General features: G+C 73.4%; 17 protein-coding genes. 13 read left to right on the forward strand and 4 right to left on the reverse strand.

The genetic code is table 11. The features are described 5' to 3' along the window. Position 1: 1 nt before the first annotated feature. The gene (locus ACIBEJ_RS05485; protein ID WP_397181378.1) at positions 2-640 is read right to left on the reverse strand and encodes a TetR/AcrR family transcriptional regulator; all 639 of its coding nucleotides are present in this window, start codon (positions 638-640) and stop codon (positions 2-4) included. Positions 641-771: 131 nt separating this feature from the next. On the opposite strand from ACIBEJ_RS05485, the gene ACIBEJ_RS05490 reads away from it, so the two are divergent. From ACIBEJ_RS05490 to ACIBEJ_RS05500, 3 genes are read left to right on the forward strand one after another with little or no spacing between them, the layout of a single operon-like run. Next, on the forward strand, positions 772-1,761 hold the full coding sequence (locus ACIBEJ_RS05490) for a sugar ABC transporter substrate-binding protein (protein ID WP_397181379.1): 990 nt from the start codon (positions 772-774) through the stop codon (positions 1,759-1,761). Next, positions 1,758-2,792, forward strand: a complete 1,035-nt coding sequence (locus ACIBEJ_RS05495) for an ABC transporter permease (RefSeq protein ID WP_397181380.1) — start codon at positions 1,758-1,760, stop codon at positions 2,790-2,792. Before ACIBEJ_RS05490 ends, ACIBEJ_RS05495 begins: the two co-directional genes overlap by 4 nt. After that, on the forward strand, positions 2,789-3,547 hold the full coding sequence (locus ACIBEJ_RS05500; RefSeq protein WP_397181381.1) for an ATP-binding cassette domain-containing protein: 759 nt from the start codon (positions 2,789-2,791) through the stop codon (positions 3,545-3,547). Before ACIBEJ_RS05495 ends, ACIBEJ_RS05500 begins: the two co-directional genes overlap by 4 nt. 5 nt (positions 3,548-3,552) lie before the next feature. On the opposite strand, the gene ACIBEJ_RS05505 is transcribed toward ACIBEJ_RS05500, so the two are convergent. Continuing rightward, positions 3,553-3,786: a hypothetical protein gene (locus ACIBEJ_RS05505; RefSeq protein ID WP_397181382.1), complete on the reverse strand. Its 234-nt coding sequence runs from the start codon at positions 3,784-3,786 to the stop codon at positions 3,553-3,555. A gap of 61 nt (positions 3,787-3,847) precedes the next feature. Continuing rightward, positions 3,848-5,488 (reverse strand): serine/threonine-protein kinase, encoded by a 1,641-nt coding sequence (locus ACIBEJ_RS05510; protein ID WP_397181383.1) that lies wholly within the window; start codon positions 5,486-5,488, stop codon positions 3,848-3,850. A gap of 126 nt (positions 5,489-5,614) precedes the next feature. On the opposite strand from ACIBEJ_RS05510, the gene ACIBEJ_RS05515 reads away from it, so the two are divergent. From ACIBEJ_RS05515 to ACIBEJ_RS05535, 5 genes are all read left to right on the forward strand, one after another. After that, positions 5,615-5,977, forward strand: a complete 363-nt coding sequence (locus ACIBEJ_RS05515; RefSeq protein ID WP_397181384.1) for a DUF4440 domain-containing protein — start codon at positions 5,615-5,617, stop codon at positions 5,975-5,977. Positions 5,978-6,111: 134 nt separating this feature from the next. Beyond that, positions 6,112-7,419, forward strand: coding sequence for an MFS transporter (locus ACIBEJ_RS05520; protein ID WP_397181385.1), 1,308 nt, complete (start codon positions 6,112-6,114; stop codon positions 7,417-7,419). After that, positions 7,416-8,384 (forward strand): hypothetical protein, encoded by a 969-nt coding sequence (locus ACIBEJ_RS05525; protein ID WP_397181386.1) that lies wholly within the window; start codon positions 7,416-7,418, stop codon positions 8,382-8,384. Before ACIBEJ_RS05520 ends, ACIBEJ_RS05525 begins: the two co-directional genes overlap by 4 nt. After that, positions 8,381-9,406: a DUF917 domain-containing protein gene (locus ACIBEJ_RS05530; RefSeq protein WP_397181387.1), complete on the forward strand. Its 1,026-nt coding sequence runs from the start codon at positions 8,381-8,383 to the stop codon at positions 9,404-9,406. Before ACIBEJ_RS05525 ends, ACIBEJ_RS05530 begins: the two co-directional genes overlap by 4 nt. 23 nt (positions 9,407-9,429) lie before the next feature. Then, complete coding sequence (locus ACIBEJ_RS05535) at positions 9,430-11,079, forward strand: PucR family transcriptional regulator (protein WP_397181388.1); 1,650 nt, start codon at positions 9,430-9,432, stop codon at positions 11,077-11,079. 17 nt (positions 11,080-11,096) lie between these two features. On the opposite strand, the gene ACIBEJ_RS05540 is transcribed toward ACIBEJ_RS05535, so the two are convergent. Further along, complete coding sequence (locus ACIBEJ_RS05540) at positions 11,097-11,954, reverse strand: AAA family ATPase (protein WP_397181389.1); 858 nt, start codon at positions 11,952-11,954, stop codon at positions 11,097-11,099. Between the two features lie 154 nt (positions 11,955-12,108). Between ACIBEJ_RS05540 and ACIBEJ_RS05545 the strand changes: the two genes are divergently transcribed. From ACIBEJ_RS05545 to ACIBEJ_RS05565, 5 genes are all read left to right on the forward strand, one after another. Beyond that, positions 12,109-14,403, forward strand: a complete 2,295-nt coding sequence (locus ACIBEJ_RS05545; RefSeq protein ID WP_397181390.1) for an ATP-binding protein — start codon at positions 12,109-12,111, stop codon at positions 14,401-14,403. Between the two features lie 112 nt (positions 14,404-14,515). After that, positions 14,516-15,028 carry a hypothetical protein gene (locus tag ACIBEJ_RS05550; protein WP_397181391.1) on the forward strand — a complete coding sequence of 171 codons (513 nt, stop codon included), beginning with the start codon at positions 14,516-14,518 and terminating at the stop codon, positions 15,026-15,028. An 89-nt stretch (positions 15,029-15,117) separates the two neighbouring features. Beyond that, the gene (locus ACIBEJ_RS05555) at positions 15,118-16,233 is read left to right on the forward strand and encodes an epoxide hydrolase family protein (protein WP_397181392.1); all 1,116 of its coding nucleotides are present in this window, start codon (positions 15,118-15,120) and stop codon (positions 16,231-16,233) included. Positions 16,234-16,305: 72 nt separating this feature from the next. Continuing rightward, positions 16,306-18,333 carry a hydantoinase/oxoprolinase family protein gene (locus ACIBEJ_RS05560; protein ID WP_397181393.1) on the forward strand — a complete coding sequence of 676 codons (2,028 nt, stop codon included), beginning with the start codon at positions 16,306-16,308 and terminating at the stop codon, positions 18,331-18,333. Next, positions 18,330-19,907, forward strand: coding sequence for a hydantoinase B/oxoprolinase family protein (locus tag ACIBEJ_RS05565; protein ID WP_397181394.1), 1,578 nt, complete (start codon positions 18,330-18,332; stop codon positions 19,905-19,907). Before ACIBEJ_RS05560 ends, ACIBEJ_RS05565 begins: the two co-directional genes overlap by 4 nt. Positions 19,908-19,916: the final 9 nt, after the last annotated feature.

A 19,916-nucleotide genomic window follows, 5' to 3' on the forward strand; every position in this document is an offset into this window, starting at 1 on the left:
GTCAGCCCTTGGGCACCCAGCGCTCGCGCAGCTCGGGCGGCGTGGGCGGCGTGCCCGGCAGGGGCCGGGCGGCCGACGGCAGCCGGATCGCGTCGAGCACGAGCGCGAGGTAGCGGCGGCGCAGCTCGGCGGTGCGGGCCTCGTCGCCCAGCCGGACCGAGGCGAGCTGCTCGAACAGCAGGGCCACGTCGGAGTTGGTCACGTCGGGCCGCAGCGCGCCGGCCTCGCGGGCGCGGTCGGGCACCGCGTGGGAGAGCTCGCCGCCGCGCACCGACAGCTCGAACAGCTCGGGGGTGGGCTGGAAGGTGCCGGCCAGCGAGATCGTCAGCGAGTGCGTGTCGGCGTCGACCACCTCCTCCATAAACCGGGCGAAGGCCTCCCACGGGTCGAGGGCGGGGTCGAGGGCGCGTTCGCCGGCCTCGTTGTAGGCGCGCATGCCGTCGGCGCAGAGTTTCTGCAGCAGCGCGTCCTTGCTGGGGTAGCGCCGGTAGAGTGCGCTGATGCCCACACCGGCGCGCTCGGCCACGGCGGCGATCGGCGCGGAGGGGTTGGCGGTGAAGACCTCTTTCGCCGCCTGGAGGATCACCTCGTCGTTGCGTGCCGCCTGCTTCTTGCGGCCGCTCATCGGTGTGCTCGTCATCCTCCCATCATAGCATTGGAACGGAGAATTCCGTTCTATCTAACTAGGTCCTAATGTCACGACAAATTGTTGACAGTGGAGCGCGCTAGGACTAGAACCGGGGCAAGCCGTTGGTCTTGGAGGTTGAAGCCATGAAGCGAACCCGGATCGTGGTGGCCCTGCTCGGCGCCCTGGCGCTGGCGGGATGCTCCAGCGGAGGCGAGGCGGGCCAGAGCGCCGCGAACTCGCCGGCCGCCGAGGCCCCCGCGGCCACGGCCGGCGGCGCGGGCACGTACGCGGTGATCACCCACGCCGCCGCGGGCGACAAGTTCTGGGACGTGGTCAAGAAGGGCGCCGAGGCCGCGGGCAAGCAGTACGGCGCGAGCGTCACCTACCAGGGCGACGGCGACGCCGGCAAACAGTCACAGCTCATCGACCAGGCGGTCTCGCAGAAGGTCGACGGGATCGTGGTGTCCATGGCCAACCCGGACGCGCTGAAGGAGTCGATCGGCAAGGCGGTGGCCGCGAAGATCCCCGTGGTGACCATCAACTCCGGCGCCGAGTCCTCCAAGGCGTTCGGCGCCCTCACCCACGTCGGCCAGTCGGAGGACGTGGCCGGGCGCGGCGCGGGCGAGCAGTTGAAGACGGCCGGGGTGTCCAAGCTGCTGTGCGTGATCCACGAGGCCGGCAACGTCGGGCTGGAGCAGCGCTGCAAGGGCGCCGAGCAGAGCCTCGGCGGCACCGTCGAACGCCTGCAGGTCGACGTCAGCAACCTCGCCGACGTCACCTCCAAGGTGGCGGCCAAGCTGCAGTCCGACACCTCCGTCAACGGCGTCCTCACGCTCAACCCCGCCGTCGCCGTCGCCGCCCGCGACGCGATCAAGGACGCCGGCTCGCAGGCCAAGCTGGCCACCTTCGACCTGTCGCCCGACGTGATCGCCGCGATCAACGCCGGCGAGGTGCTGTTCGCCGTGGACCAGCAGCAGTACCTGCAGGGCTGGCTGCCGATCACCTTCCTCAAGCTCTACAAGGACAACCTCAACACCGTCGGCGGCGGGCTGCCGGTCAACACCGGCCCCGGCTTCGTCACCAAGGACAACGCGGCGCAGGTCGAGAAGCTGGCCGGCGAAGGCACCCGATGACGGCGGTCAACGCCGACGAGCGGCTGGCCGACGTCGGCCGGCTGCGGCGGCTGCTGATCCGGCCGGAGCTCGGCGCGGTCGTCGGCGCGATCATCGTCTTCGCGTTCTTCGCCGCGCAGTCGGCGGTCTTCCGCTCGCCCGCCGGGATCGCCAACTGGCTCGACCCGGCCGCCACCCTCGGCATCATGGCGGTCGCGATCGCGCTGCTGATGATCGGCGGCGAGTTCGACCTGTCGGCGGGCGTGCTGACCGGCACGACCGGGCTCATCCTGGTCACGCTGGCCACCGAGTACGGCGTCAACGTCTGGCTCGCCATGGTCATCAGCCTGGCGGTGGCGCTCGGCATCGGCTTCCTCAACGGGCTCGTGGTGACCCGCACCAAGCTGCCCAGCTTCATCGTGACGCTCGGCTCCTTCCTCATGCTCCAGGGCATCAACCTCGGCGTCACCAAGCTCATCACCGGCACCGTGCAGGTCAGCGGCCTGCGTACCGCCTCGGGCTTCGAGTCGGCCCGGGTGATCTTCGCCGGGACGATCCAGATCGGGCCGGCGCACTTCCGCGTGGCGATCCTGTGGTGGCTGGCGGCCACGGCGCTGGCCACGTGGGTGCTGATGCGTACCCGGGCCGGGAACTGGATCTTCGCGGCGGGCGGCAACGAGCAGGCCGCCCGCGCGGTCGGCGTGCCCGCCGCCCGCACGAAGATCGCGCTGTTCATGACGACGGCGTTCGCCGCGTGGCTGGTCGGCTCGATCATGGCGCTGCGCTACACGTCCGTGCAGGCCAACATCGGTATCGGGCAGGAGTTCATCTACATCATCGCCGCCGTCATCGGCGGCTGCCTGCTCACCGGCGGGTACGGCTCGGCCATCGGAGCCGCGATCGGCGCCGTCATCTTCGGCATGGCCGACAAGGGGATCGTGTTTCTCGGCTGGGACGCCGACTGGTTCAAGTTCTTCCTCGGCGCCATGCTGCTGCTGGCCACGCTCGCCAACCGCCTGGTACGGCGCTACGCGGAAGAGGTGAAACGGTGATCCTGGAGACCCGGTCCATCGGCAAGGCGTTCGGCTCGGTGCTGGCGCTGCGCGAGGTGTCGATGGGGGTGGCGGCCGGGCAGGTCACCTGCGTGCTCGGCGACAACGGCGCGGGCAAGTCGACGCTGATCAAGATCCTGTCGGGCGTGCACCGGCACGACTCCGGCGAACTGCTGCTGGACGGCGCCCAGGTCGGCTTCGCCAGCCCGCGCGAGGCGCTGGACCAGGGCATCGCCACCGTCTACCAGGACCTGGCGATGATCCCGCTCATGTCGGTGTGGCGCAACTTCTTCCTCGGCTCCGAGCCGCGCAAGAGCTTCGGCCGCTTCGACGTGGCCAAGGCCAGGCGGGTGGCCCGCGAGGAGCTGAACGCGATGGGCATCGACATCCGCGACGTCGACCAGCCGGTCGGCACGCTGTCGGGCGGCGAGCGGCAGTCGGTGGCGATCGCGCGGGCGGTCCACCTGGGCGCGCGCGTGCTCATCCTCGACGAGCCGACCTCGGCGCTGGGCGTCAAGCAGGCCGGCGTGGTGCTGCGCTACATCGCGCGGGCCCGCGACCGCGGCCTGGGCGTGGTGTTCATCACCCACAACCCGCACCACGCCTACCCGGTCGGCGACCGCTTCCTGCTGCTCAACCGCGGCACCAGCCTCGGGGAGTACGCCAAGGCCGACATCACGCGCGAACGCCTGACCTCGCTCATGGCCGGTGGCGCGGAGCTGGAGCAACTGGAGCACGAACTGCGCCGGGAGTGAGCGGCTCACTCCTGTTCGGGCAGGTCCCGGTCCAGGCGGGAGGTGGACAGGTCCGAGCCCCACAGCAGTTCCCTGCGTACGGCCCGCTCCGGGTCGCCGTGGTCGTGGACCGGCTGCGGCGGCTCGGGCGCGCTCTCGGCGTCGGCCACGCGGGTGGCCGCGGCGTGGTCGACGTCCTCCGGCGCCTCGCCCGCCCGGGCGGCCTTCTCCAGCGGCTCGGCTTCGTTCGCATCGCTCATAGGGCAACGGTAGGCCGAGGGGGTTCGGCGCCGGGACAACGGGGTGCCGGGAAGGCCGGGTTCAGCGCTGCCAGACGACGAGGTCCAGCGTGATGTAGTCGGCCGGGTCCCTGGCGCTGCCGGTCACCTTGACCAGGCCGATCGTGGACTGGGCGAAGACACACACGAGGCGGCCCTTCGCGGCGTCGACCTCGATGGAGCTCGTGTAGCGGGTGTTGTCCACGCAGGCCTGGAAGGTGCCTTGCTGGCCGGAGTCGAGCATGGCCATGCGTCCGGCGCAGATGTCGTAGTTGCAGTAGCGGAGGTCCGCGCCCCAGCCCTCCCTGGGATGCATCGGGTCGTCGGTGAAGCTGACCGAGAAGGACTGGGTGACGTCGATGCCCTTGTACTCGCCGAGCTGGGTGCCGGGTGGCTTGGAACCGGCCACGACCTCACCGGTGGCGCTGGGGGAGGGGGTGGTGGTCTCGGCGGGCGGGGTCGTGGCGCCGGTGGCGGCTGTGCCCGGGGTGCCCTGGCTGGCTGGGGCGGCGGTCTGGGTGAGCGTGACGGTGGCCGCCGCGGCGGCGGTCTCGCCCGTGCGGCCGCTGGGCTGCAGCATCAACGCGGTGGCGGTGACCGACGCGGCGGCCGTCAGCGCGACCGCGACCGCCGTGGTGACCAGCAGCGCCTTGAGCCGCACCCGGTGCGGCCCGCGCACCGGCGGCGGGCTCGGGGACTCGGCGTAGGCCGGCAGCGCCTGCCCGACGGAGGGCGGCAACCAGTCCACGCCGCCCGCGGCGGGCGCGACCGTGCTCCAGTCCCCGCCCCCGCCCGCCGCCCGCGCGTGTCCCTGACCGCCCGCGGCCCCTGCCTGGGTGTGTCCGGTTCCTGAGGAGGTGGCGGGGTTCTGGGCGTACGGGCGGAGCCGGTCGAGCAGGTCGCGGGGCGTGGGGCGCTGGGCCGGGTCCTTGGCCAGGCAGTGGGCGACCAGGTCGCGTACCTGGGGAGGGCAGCCGTCGAGCTGGGGTTCGTCGTGCACCACCCGGTACAGCACGGTGGCGTCGGGGCCTTCACCGAAGGCGGTACGGCCGGTGGCGGCGTAGTAGACCAGACCGCCCAGGGCGAAGACGTCGACGGCGGGCGTACTGGGGTGGCCGAGAGCCTGCTCGGGCGCCATGAAGACCGGCGTGCCGACCCGTACGCCGGTGCCGGTCAGCGGGGTGGCGTCGATGGCCTTGGCGATGCCGAAGTCGATGACGCGCGGCCCGTCGGCGGCCAGCAGCACGTTCGACGGCTTGAGGTCGCGGTGGATCACCCCGGCGGCATGGATGGCCTGCAGCGCCTCGGCCACGCCGCAGGCCAGGGTGAGCGCGGTGGCGGGCGGCAGCGGCCCGTGGGCGGCCACGACCCGGTCCAGGCCGGGCCCCGGCACGTACGCGGTGGCCAGCCAGGGACGCGGCGCGCCGGTGTCGGCGTCGATGACCGGGGCGGTGTAGAGGCTCTGCACCCGCAGGACCGCGGCCACCTCCTGCTGGAAGCGGCGGCGGAACTCGGCGTTGCCCGCGTACTCGGCGTGCACCACCTTGACGGCCAGCCGCCGCCCACTCTGGGTGGCGGCCAGGTAGACCTGACCCATGCCGCCGGATCCGAGCCGGGCGATGAGGCGGTAGCCGCCGATCTCGGCCGGGTCGCCGGGTTCGAGGGGGGTGAAGGGGGAGGCCACGACTGCGGATCTTACTGCCGGTGCTGACCCCCGGCCAGAGAAATCTACATTGTAAAGGCGTCCGCGTGGTACGCCCATGTGCTCTAACGTGACAAAGCACGCAAAACTCAACCAAGGAGCTGCATCGTGGCACGCGACGCCGTCTGGGCGGTCATCACCGGCATGTACGACGCCTACACCCGAGGCGACCGGGCGGGCATCGACCGCCGCCTGCACCCGGAGGCCACGATCTTCGACTCCGCCCACGCGCCGCTGATCACCACCCGCGACCAGCTCGACAAGGTCCGCGACGCCCGCCCCGACGAGGGCCCGGTCACGCTCACCGCCTACGACGAGGTCGTCGACGTGTGGGACCAGAGCGCGCTGGCCCGCTACACGCTGCGCGTCGCCTTCGAGGGCGGCGGGCAGGAGATCGTGCGCACGACCTCGGTCCTGCGCCGCGAGGGCGGTGAGTGGCTCATCGTGCACGTCCACGAGAACACGCTCTGACCTGCGGGTATGCTAGGGCTCCAGGGCAGGGTGCACACCGCCGGCCGTACCTGACGTGCGGCGCGCACACCGACGCGGCAAGGGGGCGTGCCTAAGGTGCGGCAAGACGTCGCGCCCCCTTCCGAGGAGCATCAATGACCGCTACCGACGCGCGAACGCTCCCCATCGGGGCGGCGTTCGACCGGATGCCGTTCACCCGCCGGCACGTGCTGATCGCGCTGGCGCTGTTCATCGCGTTCGTGATCGAGTCGTGGGAGCAGCTCGCGCTGATCTACGTGGCGGCCGACCTCGGGGCCGCGTTCGGCATCGACGAAGCGGGGATCGGCCTGGTGCTGTCGGCGGTGGCCTTCGGCATGATCCCCGGCGTGCTGGTCTGGGGGCCGGTCGCCGACCGCGTCGGCCGTAAGCCCGCCGCGTTCTGGTCGTTGCTGGCCTACGGCGTCATCGCCTTCGCCTCGGCCTTCGCCCCGAACCTGGCCACGCTGATCACGTTGCGGGTGGCCTCGGGCCTGGCGCTGGCCGGCGTCTACACCATCACCTTCCCCTACTTCCTGGAGCTGCTGCCCACCCGCCACCGGGGGCGCGCGGCGGTCTACCTGTCGATCGGCTGGCCGATCGGCATCCTGGCCGCGATCGGCGCCTCGCTCGCCTTCGGCCACCTGGGCTGGCACGTGGTCGTCATCGCCAGCGCGGTGGCGGGGCTGTGGGCGTTCGCGATCCGGGCGTGGGTGCCCGAGTCGCCGTACTGGCTGGCCGCGCGTGGCCGTCAGGACGAGGCGCGCGCGGTGCTGCGCCAGTTGTCCAGCCCCGACGCCGACGCCGAGTTCACCGTGGCGGCGCGGCGGCCGGGCAACCCGCTGGAGCTGTTCCGCGGGAAGCTGGCGAAGATCACGATCGTCATGCTGCTGCTGAACTTCGCCTTCAACTGGGGCTACTGGGGGCTGCAGACCTGGCTGCCGACGCTGCTGCAGGAGCGCGGGCTGACGCTTGACGCCTCGCTCGGGTTCGCGGCGCTGAGCGCGCTGATGATGATCCCGGGGTACGTGAGCGCCTCGCTGCTGACCGGCCGGTTCGGCCGCAAGAAGGTCTTCCTGGTGTACGTCGTGGCCGCCGCGCTGGGCGGGCTGTGGTTCGCGCTGGCCGACAGCACGTGGGAGCTGTACGCGGGCAACTTCGTGCTGTCGTTCTTCAGCCTCGGCGCGTGGGGCGTGTGGAACACCTGGAACGGCGAGTTCTACCCGACGGCGCTGCGCGGCACCGGCTACTCGTGGGCGACGGCCGCGCAGCTCGTGGCCACGACGGCGGCGCCGTCGGCGGTGGGGGCGCTGCTGGCCGGGGCGACCGGGTTCACCGCGACCATGCTGGTCATCAACGCGTTCATGGTGGTGACGGCGCTGCTGGCCGTACCGCTGCCGGAGACCGAAGGCCGCGAGCTGGAGTGATCGTCGGTCTCGCGCCCGGGACGGCCGCGACCACGGTCGCGGCCGTGCGCGACGGCGCGCTGGTGTCGTCGTGGCGGCTGCCGGCGGGGCCGGGGCCGTTCGACGGGCTGGGCAGGCTGGTGGGCGGGCTCGGGGCGCGGGCGGCGTGCGTGGCGCTGGACCTGGAGGAGTCGGAGCTCGCGCCGGTGGCGGCGATCCGGGTGGGCGGGCCGTGCCCGGAGGTGCTCGGGCCGCACCCGGCCCATCCCGGCGGGGCGGCGACGATCGTGCGGGGCGGGCACAGCCTGACCGGCCGGCCGCTGGCGGCTTTGGACGAGGCCGCGGTACGGCGCTTCGCCGCCGGGTGCGGGCTGAGCGACTTCGCGGTGACGGCGACCGGCTCGCCGGTGCTGGCCGACCACGAGCTGGCGGTGGCGGAGATCGTGGCCGCCGAGGTGCCGGGGGCGCGGATCACGCTGTCGTACGAGTTCGGCCGGGCCGGGCTGCGCGAGCGCGAGGAGGACGCGATGCTCAACGCCGCGCTGGGACCGGCGGCGCTGCGGGTCTCGCGGGAGGTGGGGCAGGCGCTGGGCGGGCTGCCGCTGTACTTCGCCAGGACCGGGTACGGCGTGGTGTCGGCGCACTATTTCCGCAGGTATCCGCTGATCTGCAGGTTCGGCGCGACGGCGAGCCTGGCGCGCGGCCTGGCGGTGCTCGGCGGTGACAGCGAGGAGGGGGCGGCGCGGGCGTTCGGGGCGGCGCTGGGGCAGCCGGTGGCCGAGGTGGAGCGGATCGTGCAGGCCAGGGGGCGGGCGGAGCTGGAGCGGGCGCTGCGTGACGCGCGTGACGAGGCGCTGACCCGGGTGGTGAGCGCGGGGGCGGCGCCCGGGTCGGCGTCGATCGCGACGCTGACGGTCAACCCGCTGTCGTACCTGCCGCACGGGCTGTACCGGGTGCGGGCCGCGGCGGGCGGGGCGACGCCGTGATCGGGGCGCAGGAGCTGGGGCGCTTCGCGGCGGGGTCGCGGCTGTTCGCGACGGGGGCGGCCGAGTCGTCCTACCGGCTGGTGCTGGACTGGGCGGGGTCGGTGATCGGGCGGGGCGTGCCGGTGGTGGCGGCCGAGGAGCTGGAGCCGCGCACGGTGTGCGTGGCGGTCTCGCTGGTGGGCTCGACGACGGCGCTGGGGGAGCAGTTGCCGGCCGGTGACGAGCCGGTGCGGGCGGTGCGGGCGCTGGAGCGGCGGCTGGGCGGCCGGGTGGGCGCGGTGGTGGCGCTGAACCTGGCGGCGGAGAACGCGCTGCTGCCGCTGGTGGCGGCGGCGCTGCTGGAGGTTCCGCTGGTCGACGGCGACGGCACCGGGCGGGTGTTTCCGCTGGTGGAGCAGACGACGTACACGCTGGGCGGGGTGAGCGCGACGCCGCTGGCGCTGGCCGGGGGCGGCGGGGAGCTGGTGGTGCTGGAGACGGCGCCGGACCGGGTGGAGGCGGTGGTGCGTCCGCTGGTGCTGGCGATGGGCGGGTGGGCGGTGGGGGCGTGCTATCCGATGAGCGCGGGGGAGCTGGCCGGGGTGATGGTGCCGGGGACCGTGGGGCGGCTGCTGGAGGCGGGGGCGCCGGGGGCGGATCGGGCGGTGGCGGCGCCGTACGGGATGCGGACGTTGTGCCGCGGCGTGATCGCCGCGGTGGAGGGGAGCAGCGGGCACGGCGCGGACCTGGAGCTGCCCTCGCTGCCGTCGAGCATCGTGGTCGAGGAGAGCGGCGGGCTGCGGCGGCTGGTGCGGCTGGAGGCGCACAACGAGATCGTGCTGGCGCTGGCCGACGGGGCGCCGGTGGCGATGGCGCCCGACCTGATCTGCCTGGTGTCGGCGGCCGATCAGCTCGTGGTGGACGTGGACAAGGCGGCGCCGGGCATGGAGGTGGAGGTCATGGTGGTGCGGGCGGCTCCGGTGTGGCACACCGAGCGGGGGCTTGAGCTGGGCGGGGTGCGGGCATTCGGAGTGCCGCTGTGAGGGCGCGGGGGTGGGAGTCGCCGGTGACGGTGGCCGAGCTGGTGGACGCGGGGCCGCTGGCGGGGGCGCACATGTACGGCAGCGGCGCCAACCCGGTGCATCAGGTGCGGATCGTGGACGAGCTGGGCGTGTTCGCCGACGTGGTGCCGCACACTGCTGTCGTCCTGATCGGGGCGGCGGCCTCGGGCGGGTGGGCGGTAGAGATGGCGATGCGGCGGGCGTGGGAGCAGGCGGCGGCGTGTGTGATCGCGCCGTCGAGCGCGCTGAGCTCGGGGTCGGGGGAGGTGCTGGCCGAACGGCTCGGGGTGACGCTGATCTTCGTGGACGGGGATCCGCTGGTGACGGCGGTGGAGGTGGCGTCGGCGGCCTCGCGGCCCGAGGCGGCGCGCACGCAGCTCGTGGCCCGCTGCGCCACCAGGATCGCGGAGGCGGGGGCGTCGGCGCGGCGGGTGCTGGGGGTGCTGAACGCGGAGCTGCCCGGCACGTCGGTGGCCTTCCTCGACCGGTACGGCACCCGCCTGGCGGGCCGGGCGGCCGCGTCGTCCGGCCAGGCTCCGCCTTCGTCGTCCGGCCAGACTGCGCCCGCCTCGTCGGCGCCGGGCGCACTCGCGTCGGGGCCGGGCGCGCTGGCGTCCGGTTCGGGCGGGGCTTCCGCGGGCTCCGGGGCCGGGCCGAGCGTCGCGGGTTCTGCGGGCGTGGCTTCTCCCGGGCCGGCTTCCGCGGGCTCCGGGGCGGGGTCCGGGGGTGGTGGGGAGCGGGTGCTCGTGGATCTGGAGTTGCCGGGCGGGCTGGGGAGTCTGGTGGCCTCGGGGGCGGTGCGCTCGCCGGGATGGCCGTCGGTGGTGCGGACCGTGCTGGGGCTGGCGGTGGCGCCGTTGAGCGCGTGGGCGGCGGGGGAGCGGCTGGTGGCGGGGCGGGAGTTCGCGGTGCAGGAGGCGCTGGCCGAACGGCTGCTGGAGATACCCGAGGCGCTGCTGGACACCCTGCCCGACCAGGCGCAGGACGAGCGGCAGGACGCCGAGGTACGCGAGACGCTGGCCAGGGCGGCGGCGATGGGGTGGGCGGTGCGGGGGCCGGTGAGCGGGTTCGTGGTCAGGCCGGTGGGCTGGCAGGCCGACCCGGCCGAGCACGCGATGGTCAGGCAACTGCTGGTGGGGGCCTTGGGCGCGGTTCCGGTGGTACGGCGGGGCGAGGGCTGGGCCGGTTGGGCGGAGCCGGATCCGGGGGCGCTGGCCGTACGGCTGCGCGAGTGCGCGCACCTGCTGCCGCGCCCGGTCGCGGCGGGGGCGGGGCGGCAGGTGGAGCGGCTCGGCGCGGTGGGGGAGTCGCTGCTGGGAGCCGAGGCGGCGGCATACACGGCGCGGGCCGGGGCGGTGGCGCGGGCGGACCGGATGGGGCCGGCGGAGTTGCTGGCGGCGCTGCCCGCGGGGGTGCTGCGGGCGCCGGCGGAGGTGGTGCTGGGGCCGTTGCGGGCGGCCGACAAGGACGGGAGCCTGCTGGCCACGCTGGCGGCGGTGCTGGACGGCGGCGGGGCGCTGCGCGCGGCCGAGCGGCTGGGGGTGCACCGCAACACGGTGACGACCCGGCTGGAGCGGATCCGGGTGGCGGGCTACGACCTGGAGGATCCGGCGACGCGCCTGGCCCTGCACCTGGCCGTGCACGTCAGCCGCTGATCCACACGCCCGGTGATCTACTTTGTAAAGGCGCGGAGATGGAACGGCATGCGGTACCAGCGTCCGTCCACCGCGGCCGAGTCGACGAGAACGATGGAACGCTCCACCAGCCGGGCGACGGCCTCGGCGGCGTCGCCGGCGCGGTGCCCGGCCAGGGCGCGTTCGGCCTCCTCCAGGCCGAACGGGGTCTCGAAGGCGGCCAGCCGTTCCCAGGCCAGCGCGTCGGAGGGCTGGCACTGGCGGTGGCTCCAGGCGGCGGCCGCGCGCATGCTGGCGTGGCGGGCCGGGTGCGCGGGGCCGGCGGGCAGGGAGTGGAAGGTGCCGTCGTCGAGCGTCTCGGCGAGCTTGCCGGAGTCCAGCAGGTGCTCGGCGGCGATCTCGATGGCCAGCGGCAGCCCTTCGAGCCGGGCCAGGACGCCGGGGTCGGCGCGCAGGCCGCCCGAGCGTACGTGGAAGAGGGTGGCGGCGTCGGGCTGCGGCAGGGGTCCGGCGGCGGTGACGTGCTCGCCGGGGATGCCCAGCACCTCGCGGCCGGTGACCAGGACGCGCAGGTGGGGCAGGCCGCGCAGGAGGCGTTCGACGAGGGCGACGCAGCGGTCGACGACGTGGTCGCAGGTGTCCAGGACGAGCAGGCGCGGCGGCCCGCCGTCGTCCCAGGGCAGGCGTTCGCCGCTGAGGATCGTCTCGTGGACGTTGGAGGGGTCGAGGTCGATGACGCGGGCGGCCGGGTCGTAGGCGGTGGCCACGGCGCGGGCCAGGGCGCTCTTGCCGACGCCGCCGGCGCCGGTGATGGTGACCAGGCGCTCCTTGCCGAGCAGGGTCAGGATCTTGTTCCGCTGTTGATCGCGCCCGACGAGGGCGTCGCCCGCACTCACGGGTTCGAGTGTTCTGGACGCGGGCGGTCTGGCGCCTCGGGCGGGCCTACCTATCCGCATACCTAAATCCGGGCGCGATCTTCTAGGTATACCCCCTTACGAATTGTCATCCGGCGCGTACGCTGAGGCAATCGAGGCGGATCCGGGAGGGTCGATGGCACCGGCGATGGACATGCGGCGCGGGGGGCTGCCCGTGCAGGTGACCGGGTTCGTCGGCCGGCCGAGAGAGCTGGCGATGGTGGCCAGGCTGCTGGACGAGGCGCGGCTGGTGACGCTGGTGGGGCCGGGCGGCGTGGGCAAGACGCGGATCGCGTTACAGAGCGCCCAGGAGGCGCGGGAACGGTTCGCCGACGGGGTGTGCCTGGTGGAGCTGTCGGCTCTGGTGGACGCGGGGTTGCTGGCGCACACGGTGGCGGGGGCGCTGGGGCTGCCCGAGCAGGACGCGCGGCCGGCGCTGGAGCATCTGGTGGACTGCCTGGCGGGGCGGCAGGTGCTGATCGTGCTGGACACGTGCGAGCATCTGGTCGAGGCGTGCGCGATGCTGGCGGAGGTGCTGCTGCGGGAGGCGCCGGCGGTGACGATCCTGGCCACGACGCGCCAGCCGCTGGACGTGGCGGGTGAGCACACGCTGGCGATCGCGCCGCTGCCGGTGCTGGAGCTGGGCTCGGGCGAGGACGCGGTGGCGTTGTTCGCGCAGCGGGCGGCGGCGGTGGTGCCGGGCTTTTCGGTGAACGAGGACAATCACGCCTCGGTGGCGGCGTTGTGCCGGCGGCTGGACGGGATCCCGCTGGCGATCGAGCTGGCGACGGTGCGGCTGCGGGCGATTCCGCTGGAGGGGTTGCTGGCGCGGCTGGAGGACCGGTTCAGCCTGCTGACGGCCCGGCGCAGCTCGTTGCCGCGGCATCAGACGCTGCGCACGACGATCACGTGGAGCCATGACCTGTGTGACGGTGACGAGCGGCTGTTGTGGGCGCGGTTGTCGGTGTTCTCGGGGTCGTTCGACCTGGCGGCGGCCGAGGCGGTGTGCCAGGACGAGCAGTTGCCGGTGGGGCGGGTGATCGAGCACCTGGTCGGGCTGGTGGACAAGTCGGTGCTGCTGCGGATGGAGGGCCGTCAGGACCGTTACCGGCTGCTGGACACGTTGCGGGAGTTCGGGTCCGAGCAGCTTGAGCTGATGGGGCAGCAGGAGCGGGTGCGGCGGCGGCATCTGGACTACTACCGGTCGATGGCCGAGCGGTTCTCGCGGCGGGCGTTCACCGGCGATCAGCTCGCGTTGTATCAGGAGCTGGACCGGGAGCGTGCGAACGTGCGCGCGGCGCTGGAGTTCGCGCTGGGTCAGGCGGGCGGGGAGCGGGCGGCGTTGCGGTTCGCGGTGTCGTTGTGGCCGTACTGGTTGTGCGGGGCGCGGCTGGCCGAGGGGCGGGTGTGGCTGGAGCGGGCGCTGGAGCGGGTTCCGGCGTGGGTGCCGGAACGGGCCGAGGGGCTGGGGCATCTGGGGTTCTTCGCGTTGCAGCAGGGGGCGCAGCGGGTGGCGTTGCCGTGGATCGAGGAGTCGCTGGCGATCGCCAAGGAGCTGGACGACGAGCGGTTGCGGGCGCTGGCGATCCAGCATCTGGCGGTGCACCGGTTGCTGAGCGGGCGGCCGGATGAGGGGTTTCCGCTGTTCGACGACGCGTGTGCGCGGTTGACGGCGTTGGGGGACCGTACGGGGCTGGCGATCGCGCTGATGGAGAAGGCGGCGCTGTACGCGTTGTCGGGTGAGGGGCAGACGGCGCTGGCGGTGACCGGCGAGGTGCTGGAGCTGCTGGGTGAGGGGTCGGGGGAGTGCTGGTTGCAGGGGTATGTGCTGTTCCTGCGGGCGCTGGCGCGCTGGACGCTGGGTGATCTGGCGGGGTCGGTGGGGGAGGCGCGGCTGGCGGTGCGGATGAAGTACGCGCTGGGTGATCATCTGGCGGTGGCCGACTGCCTGGAGCTGCTGGCGTGGCAGGCGGCCGAGCAGGAGCGGATGGTGCGGGCGTGCTGGCTGCTGGGTGCGGCGGATCGGGTGTGGCAGCAGTTCGCGGCGCCCCTGGCGGGGGCGCCGTTGTTGCTGCGTCATCACGATCGGGCGATCGCGCTGGTGTCGAAGAGCCTGGGCGGCGAGCGGTATGCGGCGATCTTCCGGCAGGGGGCGGGGTTGTCGCTGGGGGAGGCGGTGGAGCTGGCGGACATGGACGTGGACGCGATCCCGGTGCAGGCGCCGCGGCGGGCGGCGATGGAGCTGTTGTCGCCGCGTGAGCGTGAGGTGGCGGGGCTGGTGGAGGAGGGGCTGACGAACCGGGAGATCGCCGAGCGGCTGGTGATCTCGAAGCGGACGGCGGACGCGCACGTGGAGCACATCCTGGCCAAGCTGGGGGTGTCGTCGCGGGTGGAGATCGCGGAGCTGGTGGCGGCGGGCAGCGGTACGTGAGCCGGCGATTCGTCAGGCGGCTTTTCGTCAGGCGGCGGTTCGTCAGGCGGCTTTTCGTCAGGCGGTTTTTCGCGGGTGCGGGTGACGGGTGCGGGTGACGGGAGGGTGCGGGATGGACGTGGCGGTGGTGGCCGGCGAGGTGATGCCGTACGTGAGCGCGGCGGTCGGGGCGTACGGCGCGGCGGTGCTGGCCAAGACGCAGGAGGCGGCGGCGCAGTCGACGGTGGGGCTGGGCACGAGGATCCTGCAGCGGGTGTTCGGCCGGAGTGAGACCCCAGGTGCGGCCCCGGGCGACGGAACGGGTGACGGGACACCTGACGACGGGACGCCGGGTGCGGGGACCGGCGCCGGCTCTGACGCTGGGACGGACGCCGGGCGGCGGGCGGGGGTGGCGGCGATCGAGGAGCTGGCGGCGCATCCGGGGGACGCGGACTATGTGGCGGCGTTGCGGCTGGCGATCCGGCGGGTGCTGGAGGCCGAGCCGGAGCTGGCGCGGGAGATCCGGGCGATGGTGGGCGCGCCGGGGTCGGTGACGGCCTCGGGTGAGCGTTCGGTGGCGATCGGCGGGTCGAACGCGGGTCTGGTCGTGACGGGTGACGACGTGAAGGTCGAGTACCCCCGCTGAGCTGAGGGGAAGGCCGGGAATTTTCTTGTTGCGCCCTCCGAACCGTATGGTGTACGGTACAGCGTACCGAAACTTTGGAGGAGTACGCCTTGACCCTTATCCGGCCTTTCACCCTCGCCGTTCCCGCCGGTGACCTGGACGACCTGCGCGCGCGGCTCGACCGGGTGCGCTGGCCCGACGAGGTCCCCGGCCAGGACTGGCGCCTCGGGGTGCCGCTGGGCGAGCTGAAGGAGCTCGTCGCGTACTGGCGTACCGGCTATGACTGGCGCGCGGCCGAGGCGGAGATCAACGCCCACCCGCAGTTCACCACCGAGATCGACGGCCAGAACGTGCACTTCCTGCACGTGCGTGGCGCGCGCCCCGACGCGCTGCCGCTGCTCATCACCCACGGCTGGCCGAGCTCGCCGGTGGAGTATCTGGACGTCATCGCGCCGCTGGCGCGCGAGTTCCACCTGGTCATCCCGTCGCTGCCCGGCTACGGCCTGTCCGGGCCGACGCGGGAGATGGGCTGGGGCGCCACCCGCATCGCCCGCGCCTGGCTGGAGCTGATGTCGCGGCTGGGCTATGAGCGCTTCGGCGTGCAGGGCGGCGACTGGGGCACGTGGATCTCGCGGGAGACCGGCGTGCTGGCGCCCGAGCGGGTCGTGGGCATGCACGGCAACGGCCTGATCTGCTTCCCGCTCGGCCTGCCGGGCGAGCTGGAGGGCCTGAGCGAGATCGAGGCCGAGCGCATGGCCTTCCGGGAGGCGTACACGCACGAGCAGTACGGCTACAAGCTCATCCAGTCCACCCGCCCGCAGGCCTTCGCCTACGGCATGGCCGACTCCCCCGTGGCGCTGCTGGCCTGGTTCGCCAGCGTCTACCACGAGTGGAGCGACGGCGGCGTGGCGCGGGATCGGCTGCTGACCACGACCATGCTGTACTGGCTGACCAACACGGCGGGCTCGGCGGCCCGCTCGTTCGTCGAGACGCCCGACACCGAGCAGGACACCACGGTGGAGTGGGAGCTGAAGCCGGCCACGGTGCCGACGGCGATCTCGGTGTTCCCGCGCGACATCCTGCGCCCGATCCGCCGCTTCGCCGAGCGGGACAACAACGTGGTGGCGTGGGTCGAGCACGAGCGGGGCGGCACGTTCGCCGCGCTGGAGCAGCCGGGGGCGTTCGTGGACGACGTGCGGGAGTTCTTCACCTCGCTGCGGGCATGACGCACGGGCCGGGGCCCCGCGCTGTGCACCCCGCACAGCGCGGGGGTCCCGGCGCCGCATACGGTGCGGGGCATGACGTATCGAGTCGCGATGGACATCGGTGGCACCTTCACCGACGTCGTCTGCTACGACGAAGACGGCGGCGCCGTCGTGGCGGCCAAGGCCCCCTCCACCCCCGCCGACCTGGCCGAGGGCGTGTTCGACGCCCTCGGCCAGGTCGTGTCCGAGCCCGCGCGCATCTCCTTCTTCGTCCACGGCACCACGCAGGGGCTCAACGCCCTGCTGGAGCGCAAGGGCGCCCGGGTGCTGCTGCTGTCCTCCGCCGGCGCGGGCGACGTGTACCGGATCGCGCGCGGCAACCGCGAGCGCATGTTCGACCTGCGCTACCGCAAGCCGGTCCCGCTGGTGCCGGGCGCCGACGTGATGGAGGCGGCCGGCCGGCTGGACTGGCGCGGCGAGGAGCTGACGCCGCTGGATGAGCAGGCGGTACGGCGGGCCGCGCGCCGGGCCCGCGAGGAGGGCTTCGAGGCGGTGGCGGTGAGCCTGCTGTTCTCCTACGCCAACCCCGCCCACGAGGTCCGGGCGGGCGAGATCCTGCGCGAGGAGCTCGGCGAGGACGTGCTGGTGGTGCTGAGCCACGAGGTGGCGCGCGAGTGGCGCGAGTACGAGCGCACCTCCAGCGCCGTGCTGGAGGCCTACACCGGGCCGGTGGTGCGCCGGTATCTGGCCGGCATCCAGGAGCGGTTCGCCGGGCGCGGGCTGGGCGTGCCGGTGCACGTGATGCAGTCCTCGGGAGGGCTGGTCAACGCCGCGTACGCGATGCGCCGGCCGTTGCAGACGCTGCTGTCGGGGCCGGTGGGCGGCACGATGGGCGGGGTGGCGGCGGCGCGGCTGCTGGGTGAGGGCAACGCCATCTGCGTGGACATGGGCGGCACCTCCTTCGACGTGTCGCTGGTGGTGGGCGGGCGGCCCGACGTCAGCGCCGAGGCGCGCATCGAGGGTTATCCGGTGCTGATGCCGATCGTGAACCTGCACACGATCGGGGCGGGCGGCGGTTCGCTGGCCTACGCCGAGGCGGGGGCGTTGCGGGTGGGGCCGGAGTCGGCGGGAGCCGTACCGGGGCCCGCGTGTTACGGGCGGGGCGGGGCGCGGCCGACGGTGACCGACGCCAACCTGGTGCTGGGCCGGGTCGATCCCGACTGGTTCGCCGGCGGGCTGATGCGGCTGGACGCCGGGGCGGCGCAGCGCGCGATCGGGGCGCTGGCCGAGGAGCTCGGCATGCAGGCGCGGGCGCTGGCCGAGGGCGTGTGCGATGTGGCCAACGCCAAGATGGCGCAGGCGATCAGGACGCTGACGGTGGAGCACGGGGTGGAGCCGAGGGAGTTCACGCTGGTGGCCTTCGGCGGGGCCGGGGCGATGCACGCGGCGTTCATCGCGCGGGAGCTGGGCATCGGCGACGTGGTGGTGCCGCGTTTTCCGGGGGCGTTCTCGGCGTGGGGGATGCTGGAGGCCGACGTGCGCCGCGACCTCACCCAGCCGTTCTTCCGCCCGCAGGCCGAGGTGGACGGCGCGCGGATGGCGGCGCTGCTGGCCGATCTGCAGGCGCGGGCGCTGGGGGAGCTGGCCGGGCAGGGGGTGCCGGAGGGGCGGCGCCGGGTCGAGCACGCGGTCGACATGCGCTACGAGGGCCAGGACTACACGCTGACCATCCCGTTGCGGGATGCCGGTGAGCCTGCCGAGCCCGGTTTTCTGGCGGCGCTGGCGGCGCGTTACGCCGAGGCGCACACCGCGCGTTACGGCCATGCCACGCCGGAGGCGGCGGTGGAGCTGGTCATGGTGCGCAGCACCGGGTTCGGCAGCTTTCCCAAGAGCGCGGCCGCGCCGCGGGTGGCGGGGCGGGGGCGGGCGCCGGCCGTACGGGATGTGATCTTCGGCGGCGAGACGCACCGCACGCCGGTGCTGCGACGCGCGGACCTGGACGGCGAGCTGGAGGGGCCGGCGATCGTGGTCGAGGAGACCGCGACCACGGTCATCCCGCCCGGCTGCCGGGCCACCGTCGACGTCAACGGCTTCCTCCTGATCAAGGTGAACTCTCTGTGATCGATCCCGTCACGACCGAAATCATCCGGTGCGCGCTGCTGCAGGCGGCCGAGGACATGAACACCACCCTCATCCGCTCCTCCTACACCCCGGTCATCTACGAGGCCAAGGACTGCGCGGTCGCGCTGCTGGACGCCGAGCACCAGGTGCTGGGGCAGTCGTCGGGGCTGCCGATCTTCCTGGGCAACCTGGAGGTGTGCACGCGCGAGACCGAGCGCCGGTACGGGCGGCAGGTGTGGCGCGAGGGCGATGTGTGGATGCTCAACGACTCCTACGTCGGCGGCACGCACCTCAACGACGTCACCGTCTACGGGCCGATCTTCGTCGGCGGGGAGCTGGCCGGGTTCGCCGCCTCGCGGGCGCACTGGCTGGATGTGGGCTCCAAGGACCCGGGCGGCTCCATGGACTCGACCTCGATCTTCCAGGAGGGGCTGCGGCTGGGCCCGGTGAAGATCTACGAGGGCGGTCAGCCGTGCCGGGACCTGCACGAGGTCATCGCCCGCAACGTGCGCTTCCCGCACGCGACGCTCGGCGACATGCGCGCCCAGGTCGCCTGCGCGATGACCGGCCAGCGGCGCCTGGCCGAGATCGTCGCCCGCTGGGGCATGGAGACGGTGAAGGCCGCGCGGGAGGAGATCTTCGCCCAGACCGAGCGGCTGGAGCGGCAGGCGATCGCCGCCATCCCCGACGGCGTCTACACCGCCGGCGGTTTTCTGGACAACGACGGCATCACGCTGGATCGTCCGCTGCCGGTCAACGTGCGCGTGAGCGTCGAGGGCGAGCGGATCGAGGTCGATCTGAGCGACTGTGCCGACCAGGCGGGCGGCCCGGTCAACTGCGGGGCGGCGCAGGCGGTGGCGGCGGTGCGGGTGGCCTACAAGCTGCTGGTCAGCGGTGAGGTGCCGCTGAACGGCGGCTCGTTCCGGCCGCTGGAGGTGGTGACGCGGCCGGGCAGCATGCTGGCCGCGCGCTCGCCGGCCGCCTGCCAGTACTACTACTCCCATCTGGGCCTGCTCATCGACCTGGTGGTCAAGGCGCTGGCGCCGGTGCTGCCGGAGCGGGCCGCGGCCGCCTCCTACGGCGACTCGCTCATCGTGCAGTTCACCGGGACCGACCCGCGCACGGGCAAGATGTACGTCTCGCAGGAGGCGACGGTGGGCGGCTGGGGCGCGTGGGAGGGCGGCGACGGCGAGTCCGCGCTGATCAACAACGTCAACGGGTCGCTGCGGGACATGCCGATCGAGGTGCTGGAGACGCTGTTCCCGGTGCGCGTCACCCGCTACGCGATCCGCCCGGGCACGGGGGGCGCGGGCCGGTGGCGGGGCGGCGACGGCGTGGTGCGCGAGTACGAGTTTCTGGGCGACACCTCGCTGTCGCTGTGGTTCGAGCGGTCGGTGACGCCGGCGTGGGGCCTTGAGGGCGGCGCGGCGGGCGCGCCGCCGCGCGTGCTCCTCAATCCGGGTACGGCCGGCGAGCGGGCCATGCTGAAGGTCAACGCGCTGCCGGTGGTGGCCGGTGACGTGCTGCGCTGCGAGTCGGGCGGTGGCGGCGGCTATGGTCCCCCAACAGATTGATCTACTTTG

Source organism: Nonomuraea sp. NPDC050790 (assembly GCF_044456745.1).
GTDB lineage: Bacteria > Actinomycetota > Actinomycetes > Streptosporangiales > Streptosporangiaceae > Nonomuraea.